The 12164-nt window shown below is 67.8% G+C and carries 16 protein-coding genes; 14 read left to right on the forward strand and 2 right to left on the reverse strand.

Going from position 1 to position 12164, the window contains the following annotated elements:
* The first annotated feature begins 157 nt into the window (after window positions 1-157).
* From glmM to HMPREF3151_RS02950, 4 genes are all read left to right on the forward strand, one after another.
* On the forward strand, window positions 158-1501 hold the full coding sequence (glmM, locus tag HMPREF3151_RS02935; protein ID WP_070473329.1) for a phosphoglucosamine mutase: 1344 nt from the start codon (window positions 158-160) through the stop codon (window positions 1499-1501).
* Window positions 1502-1609: 108 nt separating this feature from the next.
* Window positions 1610-1936: a hypothetical protein gene (locus HMPREF3151_RS02940; RefSeq protein ID WP_070473331.1), complete on the forward strand. Its 327-nt coding sequence runs from the start codon at window positions 1610-1612 to the stop codon at window positions 1934-1936.
* A complete protein-coding gene (locus HMPREF3151_RS12100; RefSeq protein ID WP_070844975.1) occupies window positions 1933-3015 on the forward strand; it encodes a hypothetical protein in 1083 nt (360 codons plus the stop codon). Before HMPREF3151_RS02940 ends, HMPREF3151_RS12100 begins: the two co-directional genes overlap by 4 nt.
* Before the next feature lie 2 nt (window positions 3016-3017).
* Entirely contained in the window at window positions 3018-3287 is a 270-nt protein-coding gene (locus tag HMPREF3151_RS02950; RefSeq protein WP_070473335.1) for a hypothetical protein, read from the forward strand.
* Window positions 3288-3305: 18 nt separating this feature from the next.
* On the opposite strand, the gene HMPREF3151_RS02955 is transcribed toward HMPREF3151_RS02950, so the two are convergent.
* Entirely contained in the window at window positions 3306-4160 is an 855-nt protein-coding gene (locus tag HMPREF3151_RS02955) for a dienelactone hydrolase family protein (protein ID WP_070473337.1), read from the reverse strand.
* 69 nt (window positions 4161-4229) lie between these two features.
* Between HMPREF3151_RS02955 and HMPREF3151_RS02960 the strand changes: the two genes are divergently transcribed.
* The 10 genes from HMPREF3151_RS02960 to groL all read left to right on the forward strand — a co-directional run bounded on the left by HMPREF3151_RS02960 (window position 4230) and on the right by groL (window position 11683).
* Window positions 4230-4880: a GAP family protein gene (locus HMPREF3151_RS02960; protein ID WP_070473338.1), complete on the forward strand. Its 651-nt coding sequence runs from the start codon at window positions 4230-4232 to the stop codon at window positions 4878-4880.
* A gap of 7 nt (window positions 4881-4887) precedes the next feature.
* Window positions 4888-5955, forward strand: coding sequence for an alanine racemase (gene alr / locus HMPREF3151_RS02965; RefSeq protein ID WP_070473339.1), 1068 nt, complete (start codon window positions 4888-4890; stop codon window positions 5953-5955).
* Entirely contained in the window at window positions 5956-6423 is a 468-nt protein-coding gene (gene tsaE, locus HMPREF3151_RS02970; protein WP_070473341.1) for a tRNA (adenosine(37)-N6)-threonylcarbamoyltransferase complex ATPase subunit type 1 TsaE, read from the forward strand.
* A 10-nt stretch (window positions 6424-6433) separates the two neighbouring features.
* A complete protein-coding gene (locus tag HMPREF3151_RS02975; RefSeq protein ID WP_070473344.1) occupies window positions 6434-6937 on the forward strand; it encodes a hypothetical protein in 504 nt (167 codons plus the stop codon).
* Window positions 6937-7569 (forward strand): tRNA (adenosine(37)-N6)-threonylcarbamoyltransferase complex dimerization subunit type 1 TsaB, encoded by a 633-nt coding sequence (tsaB, locus tag HMPREF3151_RS02980; RefSeq protein WP_070473345.1) that lies wholly within the window; start codon window positions 6937-6939, stop codon window positions 7567-7569. Before HMPREF3151_RS02975 ends, tsaB begins: the two co-directional genes overlap by 1 nt.
* Entirely contained in the window at window positions 7566-8042 is a 477-nt protein-coding gene (rimI, locus tag HMPREF3151_RS02985) for a ribosomal protein S18-alanine N-acetyltransferase (protein WP_070473349.1), read from the forward strand. The genes tsaB and rimI overlap by 4 nt, the downstream gene beginning before the upstream one ends.
* Window positions 8039-9088: a tRNA (adenosine(37)-N6)-threonylcarbamoyltransferase complex transferase subunit TsaD gene (gene tsaD, locus HMPREF3151_RS02990; protein ID WP_070473351.1), complete on the forward strand. Its 1050-nt coding sequence runs from the start codon at window positions 8039-8041 to the stop codon at window positions 9086-9088. Before rimI ends, tsaD begins: the two co-directional genes overlap by 4 nt.
* 65 nt (window positions 9089-9153) lie before the next feature.
* Window positions 9154-9615 carry a hypothetical protein gene (locus HMPREF3151_RS02995; RefSeq protein WP_070473355.1) on the forward strand — a complete coding sequence of 154 codons (462 nt, stop codon included), beginning with the start codon at window positions 9154-9156 and terminating at the stop codon, window positions 9613-9615.
* 155 nt (window positions 9616-9770) lie between these two features.
* Complete coding sequence (gene groES / locus HMPREF3151_RS03000; protein ID WP_034997874.1) at window positions 9771-10070, forward strand: co-chaperone GroES; 300 nt, start codon at window positions 9771-9773, stop codon at window positions 10068-10070.
* Between the two features lie 5 nt (window positions 10071-10075).
* Window positions 10076-11683 (forward strand): chaperonin GroEL, encoded by a 1608-nt coding sequence (gene groL / locus HMPREF3151_RS03005; protein WP_070473357.1) that lies wholly within the window; start codon window positions 10076-10078, stop codon window positions 11681-11683.
* A gap of 70 nt (window positions 11684-11753) precedes the next feature.
* On the opposite strand, the gene HMPREF3151_RS03010 is transcribed toward groL, so the two are convergent.
* The gene (locus HMPREF3151_RS03010) at window positions 11754-12065 is read right to left on the reverse strand and encodes a WhiB family transcriptional regulator (RefSeq protein ID WP_070473359.1); all 312 of its coding nucleotides are present in this window, start codon (window positions 12063-12065) and stop codon (window positions 11754-11756) included.
* Window positions 12066-12164: the final 99 nt, after the last annotated feature.

Genomic DNA, 12164 nt, shown 5'->3' on the forward strand with positions numbered 1-12164 from the left:
CATGCCACGAACACTAAAACAAGCGCAACCCCACCCCGCCCGGCTCTGTGGAATTTGCAACATCACCCCTGTGGATAACTGCCAAAACCGCAGGTAAATTCGCGCGAGAGTTGGGGTGGCGGAGCGATCGTCGATAGGCAAGTGCATAATTGTGCGCATGACTCGATTGTTCGGAACTGACGGTGTCCGCGGCCTGGCTAATGAGGCCCTCACCGCATCGCTTGCCCTCAAGCTCGGCGCCGCAGCTGCGACCGTGCTGACCAAGAACCGCGGCTCGGAGAAGCGCCGCCCGACAGCGCTGATCGGCCGGGACCCGCGCGTCTCCGGCGAGATGCTGGCTGCCGCGATGGCGGCCGGTATGGCGTCGAAAGGCGTGGACGTGCTGCGCGTCGGCGTCATCCCCACCCCGGGCCTGGCGTTTCTCACCGACGACTACGGCGCCGACATCGGTGTGATGATCTCCGCGTCCCACAACCCGATGCCGGACAACGGCATCAAGTTCTTCGCCGCCGGCGGCAAGAAGCTGCCGGACGACATCGAGGACGAGATCGAGCGCGCCATGGCCGTGCTGGAGGAAACGGGCCCGACCGGCACCGCCATCGGCCGCGTGATCGAGGAGGCGCCGGACGCGCAGGAGCGCTACCTCACCCACCTCAAGGAGGCCGTCACAGAGCCGCTGAGCGGCATCAAGGTCGTGGTGGACTGCGCCAACGGCGCCGCCTCCGAGGTCGCTCCGAAGGCGTATGCCGCAGCCGGCGCCGAGGTCACCGCCATCCACAACACCCCGAACGCCTACAACATCAACGACGGCTCCGGCTCCACCCACATGGACCAGATTCAGGCGGCTGTGGTCGAGCACGGCGCGGACCTGGGCCTGGCGCACGACGGCGACGCCGACCGTTGCCTGGCCGTGGACGCGCAGGGCAACGTCGTCGACGGCGACCAGATCATGGCCATCCTCGCCACCGGAATGAAGGAGTCCAACAGCCTCAAGGACAACACGCTCGTGGCCACGGTGATGAGCAACCTGGGCCTGAAGCTGGCCATGGAGCGCGAGGGCATCTCGGTGCGCGCGACGAAGGTGGGCGACCGCTACGTGCTCGAGGAGCTGGGCAACGGCGATTTTTCCCTGGGCGGCGAGCAGTCCGGCCACATCGTGGTGCCGGCGCACGCCACCACTGGCGACGGCGTCCTGTCCGGCCTCATGCTCATGGAGCGCATGGCGGAGACCGGCAAGACGCTCACCGAGCTGGCGGAGGTCATGACGGTCCTGCCGCAGACCCTGATCAACGTGCCGGTGTCCAACAAGGCCCTGATCTTGGAGGACCAGTCCGTCAAGGATGCCATCGCCGAGGCGGAGGCTGAGCTGGGCGAAGCCGGCCGCGTGCTGCTGCGCCCGTCGGGCACGGAGGAGCTGTTCCGTGTCATGGTGGAGGCCGCTGAGGAGGAGCAGGCGCGTAAGGTTGCCGGTCGCCTCGCGGCGGTTGTCGCCGCGGTGTAGGTTTATCCGCGGTAAAAGTTTTTTGCCCCGGCAGGGAACCGCCGGGGCTTCGGGGGAGTCTAACTAAAGGTAAGACAGTTCAACTGCGAGCCTTTCGGGGGTGGGCATATGACACATGTTGGGGCGCTCGACATCGATATCGATGCGGTGCGCACGAAGTACACAGAGGCTATCGACGCGTACCGCGACGCCGCGCGCGAGCTCGACGCCGGGCGGCCGGTGGTTGCCGCGTCAGCGTTCGGCGCGGGTTTTGCGCGGGAGGGCCAGCGCATTGTGGATGCGTTGGAGGCGTTGCATGCCACGTCGCAACACTTCCTTGCGGCGCGCGGTGAGAATTGGGGGCAGGTGCTTTTGCTTAGCGACGCCACCGTTGCCGCCGACCAACTCTCTTCCGAGTATTTGGGGTCGATCGCGGGCGGGGTGGATAACGCATGATGGCTGCGGTGAAAGACGACGTCCAGGGGCTTGTGCGCGCGGTTGATGTCGCGCCAGAGGTGGGGCCGTCGCAGCGCGCGGCGGTCCACGGGCTGGCCGGCGAGTTGCTGGAGCAGGTGGCGCAGACCGAGGGGCTCGACCTCAGCGCGTTCCTTGCCGCGGGTCTGCGGTTGTCTACGGGTGGTCAGCGGCCGGACACGCCGGCGCGGACGTGTTCGTGCGATGAGAGCGCCTGGTTCGACGAGGTGGGCATTCGCGAGCGTGAGCTTTGCGACGAGGCACGCGAGACCGAGCATTTCGACCGCGCGAAAGCCGCAGGGGAGTCCATCGGGCAGTGCGGGGAGGCGATCAAAACGATCGTGGACACTGCGGAGTCGGCGGTGCGTGCCCTGCTGGAGCCGGCGCGGCGCATGCTGGACATCGTGCTGAACTGCGGGATTGTGCAGCTGATCCAGCCGGCGGTGGAGATGGTCATCGAGGCGCTGCGCACCGCGCGCGAGACGGCCAGCGACCGCAACGGTGTGATCAAGGAGTGCCTGGGCGAGGTTGCCACGCGCGTTGACACCGCGGCGGCCGAGCAGCCCGCCGCGCCGGTGGAGTTCGGGGAGAAGAGGCCTGCGCCTTGCGACGTCGCCACGCGCCCCGCCGCCAGCACCTCCGAGGCTTCGGCCGGCGCTTCGTCTAGCGCGGGTCTTGGGCTGGATCTGGATCTGAAGCTGGGGTTGACGTTGGACGCGAAACTAGAGGCGGCGCTCGGCGTCGACGAGACGGCGCCCGAGGACTGCCCGACGCAGCCCGCGGCGACGCCGGAATGCGAGCCCGAGCCCGAACCTGAGTGCGAGCCGGAGCCAGAACCGGAGCCTCCGCCTCCGCCCGCGCCAGCACCGGCGGATGACGGGGTTATCGCCCCGCCGCCGGAGCTGTCGCAGGTGGAGGAACCGGCGCCGCCGCCGAAGAAGCTGGAGAATCTGGAAACGCAGCCGGCGCAGGTGGGCGACACCAGCGGCGGCGGCAATGACGCTGACACCGGCGGGGTGGACGCTGATCCGTGGGCAATGAAGAAGTCAGGGGAGTGGTAGCGATGGATTTCGAGCAGTTTGTGGCCCAGTACCAAAAGCGCACCGCGAAGCGCATGGCGGATTTTGAGGCGTTGATGAAAGAAACGCAGCAGAAGATGGAGATGACCGCCAAGCACCACGCGCGGGCCCGGGAGACGATGCCTCGGCAGCCGGTGACGGTGCCGCGGGGGGATTACAGCATGCCGCGGAGTCGTCGTAACGCTTCGCAAAAGCAGCAGATCCAGGCGGTGCTGCGCGCGATTGGCCCGAACGGCGAAAACCCCGTCGTGTAAGCATGACGGGGAAGGGGGCTAGAACAGGGAGAATCCGGCGTTGTCGCGCGCCAGGCCGGCGGCCTTGGACAGCTTCTCGCCGGTCAGAGACTCCGCACCGGAGCCCTCGGCGTCCGGCTCGGAGTAGGAGGCGTAGCTCTTGTCCTCGTCGAGCTGGTGCAGAAGGTAGCCCACGAGCAGGCCGCGGATGGTTTCCTGCAGGCCGCGGTCGGACTTGCCCAGGCCGAGGATGCGCTTGACCAGGTTGTCCTCGGAGAAGGACTGCTGGTCGCCCTTCTTCGGCGCGCGGTAGACCACTTCGCCGGCCCAGTTGTAGGCCAGCTTGGCGGGGTTGCCGGGGTCGAACAGCGAGTCGCCGTCTTCGCCGGGGCCGACGACCATGCCGGGGACGAACAGGTTGCGCGCAGCTTCGACTGCGGACGGTGCCACGTTGGCCGGGTACACCGCCGCCACGGCCTTCGCCTTGGGGTTGTCCACCGCTGCGAGCACGGCTGCGCCGCCGCCCATGCCGTGGCCGACAATGCCGAGCTTGCCGGGGGAGATGGAGATGTTGCCGTTGCCCAGGCGCACGCCGCCGAGGATCTGCATGGCGGTTTCCAGGTCGGCGGCCAGGCCGACGTGGTCGGGTTTGAAGCCGGTTTCGGTGTCCGGCGCGGCCACGGCGATGCCCCAGCTGGCCAGGTGGCGCAGGGTGTCCTCGTAGGCGGCGACGTCCTTGAGCCAGTCGTGGCCGAACGCGACGCCGGGCAGGTTTTTGCCTTCGGCGGGGGTGTAGACCTTGCCGGGCAGGCCGGTGTAGCCCAGGTCGCCTTCCAGGACGCGGTGGGGGCCGCGCTTGGACAGGTCGGAGAGTTTCTTCAGCTTCGCAGACACGCGGGCAATCCTACTGCAAACCTGTCTCCGCTAGGGTGAGTCCGACAAACCCCACACTCAGGAGGTCGGATGCTCGGTGCTTTGCAGCTGGCGTTCATTGATTCGGTGAATCTGCTCCTCATCGGCGTCATCGTCGCGGTCGGTATCGCCGCAAGGAAGAACTACGCCAAGACCACCGCGTTGCTGATCGCGGGCGATTGGTGCGGTGTGGCAGGCCTGGCGCTGATCATGCTGGTGATTTTCGACGGGCTGGGGCCGGTGGTGCAGCGCTTCGTCGAAGGCCCGGTGTTCGGCATTTTGCTTATCGCCACCGGCATCCTCACGGCGATCTTGGCGCTGCGCGGCGGCGACAACCAGGCGCTGGTGCAGAAGATCATGCGCCCGCTGCACACCCCTGGTCCCGCGACGGTGGGAACCGGCGTGGTGCTCGGCCTGATCCAGTCGGCGACCTCGTTCCCGTTCTACGGCGGGCTGGCGCTGTTGTCGGCTGCGGGCATCGACGCGCAGGTGCGCTACGCCGCCATCCCGTTGTATGCCACGGTGGCGCTGTCGCTGCCCACGTTGGCGGCGTTGGCTGTCGGCTGGGTGCGCGCGAAGCCGGAAAGCGCCGCCGCGAAGGGCTTCGACTGGGCGCGCGCCCACCCCGACCAGGTCACGGCCGCCGCGACGTGGTCGGTGGCGGTGCTGCTCATCGTTTTGGGCGTGACCCACGTGGTGTAATAGGCCCGTGCTGAGAACAACGATCGATCTGGACGCTATCGCGCACAACACCCGCCGGCTGCGCGAGCAGACGTCGGCGGAGCTGATGTGCGTGGTCAAGGCGGACGCCTACAACCACGGCGTGGAGCGCTGCGTGCCGGTGATGGAGGCGAATGGCGCGGACGCGTTCGGCGTGGCCACCTTCGCGGAGGCGCGCCGGGTGCGCGAGCTCACCACTAAGCCGGTGCTGGCCTGGCTGTGGGACCCTCACGAGGAACTCCCGGCTGGCGTCGATGTGGGAGTGCCGTCGTTCACGCACTTGCATTCGCTTATCGACGCACCAACGGCGCCCACCGTCTACCTCAAAGTGGACACGGGGATGCACCGCTCTGGCATCGACGAGGTCCGCTGGCAGGAGGCCTTCGAGCTCGCCTTGGACGCGCAGCGAACAGGCAAGCTTGAGGTGGCGGGGTTGATGACGCATTTGAGCTGCGCCGACGACCCGTCCGACCCGTACACCGAGCAGCAGGCCGCGGCGTTCCGGCGCGCGATCGCCCAGGCCCGCCAGGTGGGCCTGGAGGTGCCGCGCAACCACGCCGCGAACTCGCCAGCGACGTGGACCCGCCCGGACCTGCACTTCGACATGGTCCGGCCGGGTGTGAGCCTGTACGGCCTGGAGCCGGTCGACGGCCTCGACCACGGGCTGAAACCGGCGATGACGTGGTCGGCGCCGGTGGTGACGGTCAAGCCGATGCGCGAAGGTGAGGCCACCAGTTACGCCCGGACCTGGGAGGCCCCGGCGGATGGGTTCACTGCCGTGATTCCCGCAGGCTACGCGGACGGGGTGCAGCGCTTATGGCAGGGCGCGGTGGAGGTCGACATCGCGGGCCGGACCTACCAGCAGGTGGGCCGGGTGTCCATGGACCAGATCGTGGTCTGGCTCGGCGACAACGACGCAGGTGTCACCGCGGGAGACGAGGCCGTCATCTTCGGCGACGCCACCGCACTGGCCAAGCGCGCCGGCACCATCAACTACGAGGTGGTCTGCGCCCCACGCGGGCGCACCACCCGCACGTACATCGGGGAGGGCAAGTAGATGAAGTCGACGTTTCCGGCCCAGGGCGAGCGGCTGTGCGAAGACGCCCAAGATACGCAGGCGCTCGGCGAAGAGCTGGGGCAAGCGCTCGAGGCGGGCGACCTCGTTGTGCTCGACGGTCCGCTCGGCGCGGGCAAGACCACCTTCACCCAGGGCATCGCGAAGGGCATGGGCGTAAAAGGCAGGGTGACAAGCCCGACGTTTGTGATTGCGCGGGAGCACTCGTCGATAGGCAGTGGCCCCTCGCTCGTGCACGTGGATGCCTACCGGCTCGGCGACGACCCGCTGGGCGAGCTCGACGCCCTCGACCTGGACAGCGCCCTCGATAACGCCGTGGTGGTGGCCGAGTGGGGCGGCGGGCTGGTGGAGCAACTCGCGCAGCGCTACGTGCACGTCACGCTGGATCGGCGCACGCACGCCGAGACGGAAGCCCGCATCATCTCCTGGCGTGTCGAAGACGGGATGTAGGCTTACACGCATGCTCAACCTCACTAGCCAGTCCCGCCGCTGGGTCGTGCTCGCCGCTGTGCTGTGGCTCGTGCTCCTGGCGGGGATCATCTTCATCCCGCAGTCCCGCTCCAACGAGCTCGCACAGGTCGAGCCGACGAACTCGCTGTCGCGCTCGCTGCAGCAGACCCGTCCGGGCGGCGACGCCGTGTCCGCGCAGCTGGTGGATCCGGCGCGCATCTACGACCCGGAGCGCTCCCTCGGCTACACCACCCTGTGCCCGGGCGAGCCGCAGGAACTGGTGGACGCGAAGCTCGAGGCCTTCGGCATCAACGCCGACGACCTGGACCTCGGCGGCGACCTGGGCTACGTGCTGCTCATCCCTGGTGGCGAGGGTGAGGCCCCCATGGCGGACCCGGTGGAGCTGAACAAGGTGGACATCTGTACCGTCCCGCAGTCCGAGTCCTTCCCGCTGAACACGGCGATGCCGTTCCACATGAACCAGGGCCGCTGGACCCTCGGGTTGGGCCAGTAATGCTCGTTCTCGCCCTGGACACCGCCACGACTGACCTGGTCGCAGGCATCGTGGACGGGGAGCGTGTGCTCGCGGAGACGGCGGTTGCCACCCGCGCGCACAACGAGACGCTCATGCCGGAGATCACCCGGCTGCTGGGTGAGGCGGGCGTCGAGTTCGCGGATCTGGGCGCGGTCGTGGTCGGCTGCGGCCCGGGGCCGTTTACGGGCCTGCGCGTGGGCATGTCCACGGCGTCGGCGCTGGGGCAGGCGCTTTCCATTCCGGTGCATGGGGTGTGCACCCACGACGCGGTCGCCGCGTCGCTTGGCGGGGAGGTGCTGGTGGTCACCGACGCGCGCCGCCGCGAGGTGTACTGGGCGCGCTACTCCGGCGGCAAGCGGGTGGCGGGCCCGGACGTGTGCAAGCCGGCGGACCTTACCTCGCCCGCGGTGGACGTGGTGAGCGTGCCGCCGTCGCTCGCGGAGCTTTTGCCTGTCGACGCCCAAAGGGTGACCTACCAACCCCCAACACCTGCCGGCCTCGTCGCATCCGCGGACTTGGACGCGCAGCCGGAGTCGCTGGTGCCGCTGTATCTGCGCCGGCCCGACGCGGTGCCGCCGAAGCAGGCCCCGAAGTCGCCGGCGCTGCCATGAGCGTGGTCTTCCGCGAGCTGACCGTCGCGGACGCTCCGGCGGCCGCCGCCATCGAGGCGGTGCTCTTCGCCGGCGACAGCCCGTGGTCCGAGGCGGCGTACCGCTCCGAGATCGCCGCGCGCCACACCTTCTACCTGGGCGCATTCGACGGCGAGACGATGGTCGGCTTTGCGGGCCTGGCCATGCTCGGGCCGAAGGACGACCCGGAGTTTGAGGTCCACACCATCGGCGTCGATCCCTCCCGGCAGGGCGAAGGCCTCGGCCGGGCGCTGATGGGCCAGATGATGTACACCGTGGACCTTCTGGACGGGCCGTGCTTTTTGGAGGTGCGGGTGGACAACACCCCTGCGATCCGTCTGTACGAGAGCTTCGGGTTTTTCACCGCCGGTGTGCGCAAGAACTATTATCAGGCCTCCGGCATGGACGCGTACACCATGACGCGGCCGAAGAAGAGCGAAAGGCGGCACCAATGATTGTGTTGGGCATCGAGTCCTCGTGCGACGAAACCGGCGTGGGCATTGTCGAGCTGCACGAAGACGGCACGATGGACATCCTCGCCGATGTGGTCGCCTCCTCGATGGAGCAGCACGCCCGCTTCGGCGGGGTCGTGCCCGAGATCGCCTCGCGCGCCCACCTGGAGGCCATGCCCCAGGTGATGGAGAAGGCGCTGGCGGACGCCGGCATTGCCAAGCCAGACGCGGTGGCCGCCACCGTCGGGCCGGGCCTGGCCGGTGCGTTGCTGGTCGGCGCGTCGGCGGCCAAGGCGTACGCCGCGGCGTGGGGCGTGCCGTTTTACGGCGTGAACCACTTGGGCGGGCACGTCGCGGTGGCGAACTTGGACGGTGAGCCGCTGCCGCACGCGGTCGCGCTTTTGGTCTCCGGCGGGCACACGCAGCTGCTCGAGGTGGAGGCCGTGGGCAAGCCGATGCGGGAGTTGGGCACCACGCTTGACGACGCCGCCGGCGAGGCCTACGACAAAGTCGCCCGTCTGCTCGGCTTGGGCTACCCCGGCGGTCCGGTGGTGGACAAGCTGGCTGCCCAGGGCGACCCGGAGGCGGTGAAGTTCCCGCGGGCACTGTCGCGCGCCGAGGACCTGCGCGGCGAGCACCGATACAACTTCTCCTTCTCGGGGTTGAAAACGGCGGTGGCCCGCCACGTTGAGGCCGCCGAGCGCGACGGGCGAGTGATCTCGCTGGAGGACGTCTGCGCGTCGTTCCAGGAGGCGGTGTGCGACGTGCTCACCGCGAAAGCCGTGATGGCCTGCGAGGACACCGGCGCGAACACGCTGCTGCTCGGCGGCGGCGTGGCCGCTAACCGCAGGCTGCGGGAACTGGCGCAGCAGCGCTGTGAGGTGGCTGGTATCGAGCTACGGGTGCCGCGGTTCAACCTGTGCACGGACAACGGGGTGATGATCGCGGCGCTGGCCGCGCAGCTCATTCACGAGGGTGCAGCCCCGTCCGGTTTGGGCGTGGGTACGGACACGTCGCTGGAGGTCGAGGTCCCGCTGGTGTCGTCGTAAAGCGCGAAGCTCTGGTTGCGGATACGCTTGGGGCCTGCACGTCTTGTTCGACGAAAGGATTTCCCGTGTCCGCTGAATCTACCGAGCAGTTCGACCAGAGCCAGGCCGACCGTGAGCGGTTCGGGTTTCTGGTCAACCCGGATCTGACCTACCGCCGCATCGTGTTCGACGAGGACACTGTGCGCGCAACCCTCGGCGGCGTCACCGATGAGGTCGCAGACGTCGCCTTCGACCAGGACGGCAACCGCTTCCACGCGATCTTCCGCCCGGACGCGGCACAGCTGGGCCAGGAGCCGAACCCGGTGGCGTCGCTGGCGCGCAACACTGCGGAGACGGACAACCCGGAGTTCCTCACCGACCCGACCCGCGCGGTGTGCGGCCCCGTGATCTTTACCGCCAGCGACGGCGACAGCGTGAACGAGGACACCATCGCCGAAGTGCTGCAGGCCATCCGCGCGGTGGAGAATTACCGCACCGACAACGCCGAAGAGTTCGAGCTTTGGCGAAACGCGGTGCTCAACCGCTAAATCACGCCACCGCACGGCCTGTGGTTGTTGGCTGGCACTCTCGGGGGTAGAGTGCCAAAGCAGGTTGTGTGAAGCACAGTTGTTCACCCGCGACGACGGCTGCGCCTCTTCAGACCTGAACTGTTGAATCATTCACCAATGAAAGGTTGCTGATCATGGCAAACGTCAACATCAAGCCGCTGGAGGACAAGGTCCTCGTCCAGATCGCTGAGGCTGAGACCACCACCGCGTCCGGCCTGGTTATTCCGGATTCCGCTGCGGAGAAGCCGCAGGAAGCCGTCGTCATCGCTGTCGGCCCGGGCCGTCTGGACGACAACGGCAACCGCGTTGCCGTTGACGTCAAGGAGGGTGACACCGTCATCTTCTCCAAGTACGGCGGCACCGAGCTGAAGTACGGCGGCGAGGAGTTCCTGCTGCTGTCCGCTCGTGACCTGCTGGCCGTCGTCGAGAAGTAAACGCCATGGCAAAACTCATCGCATTTGATCAGGAGGCCCGCGAGGGCATCCAGCGCGGCGTGGACACCCTCGCCGACGCGGTGAAGGTCACGCTCGGCCCGCGCGGCCGCAACGTCGTGCTGTCCAAGTCCTGGGGTGGGCCGACCGTCACCAACGACGGCGTGACTATCGCCCGCGACATCGACCTCGAGGACCCGTTTGAGAACCTCGGTGCCCAGCTGGTGAAGTCCGTCGCAGTGAAGACGAACGACATCGCCGGAGACGGCACCACCACCGCGACGCTTCTGGCCCAGGCGCTCGTCGCCGAGGGCCTGCGCAACGTCGCCGCTGGCGCGAACCCGATCGAGCTGAACAAGGGCATCAAGGCCGCTTCCGAGAAGGTCGTCGAGGAGCTCAAGGCCCGCGCGACCGAGGTGCAGTCTTCCGCCGAGATCGCGAACGTGGCTACCGTGTCCTCGCGCGACCCGGAGGTCGGCGAGATGGTCGCCGGCGCCATGGACAAGGTGGGCAAGGACGGTGTGCTCACCGTCGAGGAGTCCCAGTCCATCGACTCGTACGTGGACCTGACCGAGGGTATCTCCTTTGACAAGGGCTTCCTCTCGCCGTACTTCATGACGGATCCGGACGCCGGCCAGGCCGTGCTGGAAAACGCCCGCGTGCTGCTGGTGCGCGGCAAGATTTCCTCCCTGCCAGACTTCCTGCCGCTGCTTGAGCAGGCCGCCTCGGAGTCCGTACCGATGTTCGTGGTGGCAGAGGACATCGAGGGCGAGGCGCTGCAGGCGCTGGTGGTCAACTCCATCCGCAAGATCCTCAAGGTTGTCGCCGTGAAGTCGCCGTACTTCGGCGAGCGCCGCAAGGCGTTTATGGACGACCTCGCGGTGGTCACCGCCGCGACCGTGATCGACCCGGAGGTCGGCGTCAACCTCAAGGACGCCACCCTGGAGCACCTCGGTTCCGCCCGCCGCGTGACGGTGACCAAGGACGACACCGTCATCGTCGACGGCGCCGGCACCGCCGAGGCCGTGGAGGACCGCCGCAACCAGATCCGCCGCGAGATCGAAACCACCGACTCGACCTGGGACAAGGAGAAGGCGGAGGAGCGCCTGGCCAAGCTGTCCGGCGGTGTGGCCGTGCTGCGCGTCGGCGCCGCCACCGAGACCGAGCAGAACGAGCGCAAGCTGCGCGTCGAGGACGCCATCAACGCCGCCCGCGCGGCGGCGGAAGAGGGCATCATCGCCGGCGGCGGCTCCGCCCTGGTGCAGATTGCCAAGCAGCTCGAGGCCTTTGCCGACGGCTTCGAGGGCGAGCAGAAGACCGGCGTGCTGGCCGTGGCCCGCGCGCTGTCCAAGCCGGCGTTCTGGATCGCCGACAACGCGGGCCTCGACGGCGCCGTTGTGGTGTCCAAGGTCGCCGAGATGCAAAACGGCGAGGGCTTCAACGCCGCCACGCTCGAGTACGGCAACCTCATCGAGCAGGGCATCATCGACCCGGTGAAGGTCACCCACAACGCGGTGGTCAACGCCGCGTCAGTGGCACGCATGGTGCTCACCACCGAAGCGTCTGTGGTGACCAAGCCCGCCGAGGAAGACGAGCACGAAGGCCACGCGCACTAGTCGCGCATCGGCCGAAGGTTCGTCGATAAGCAAAAACGCCCCGAAACCGGGGCGTTTTTCGCGTTCCGTGCTACTTGGCGGACGCGGCGGCAACCTTCATGCCGCCGGCGGTGCCGCGCAGGATAGCGGAGCGTTCGGATTCGCTCATGCCGCCCCAGATGCCGTAGGGCTCAGCCACGCGCAGCGCGTGCTCGCGGCACTGGGAAAGCACCGGGCACTCGAAGCAGATCGCCTTCGCGCGGTTTTCGCGCTGCGTGCGTGCCCGGCCGCGCTCCCCGTCGGGGTGGTAGAAGATTTCGGAGGCCTCCCCCCGGCACTTGCTGTGTAGCTGCCAATCCCAGAAGTCTGCGTTGGGTCCGGGAAGCTGGTGCGGCAAAGACATAATCGGGAGTGCTCCTTTGTGGAAGTACCTCAAACGTGTAACCGGCAACGAGTGTGGACTGCTCTGGTTAACGTTTGGTGTCGCCCCGGTTACGGACTG

It is taken from the genome of Corynebacterium sp. HMSC05H05, assembly GCF_001807265.1.
In the GTDB taxonomy this organism is placed as follows: Bacteria; Actinomycetota; Actinomycetes; order Mycobacteriales; family Mycobacteriaceae; genus Corynebacterium.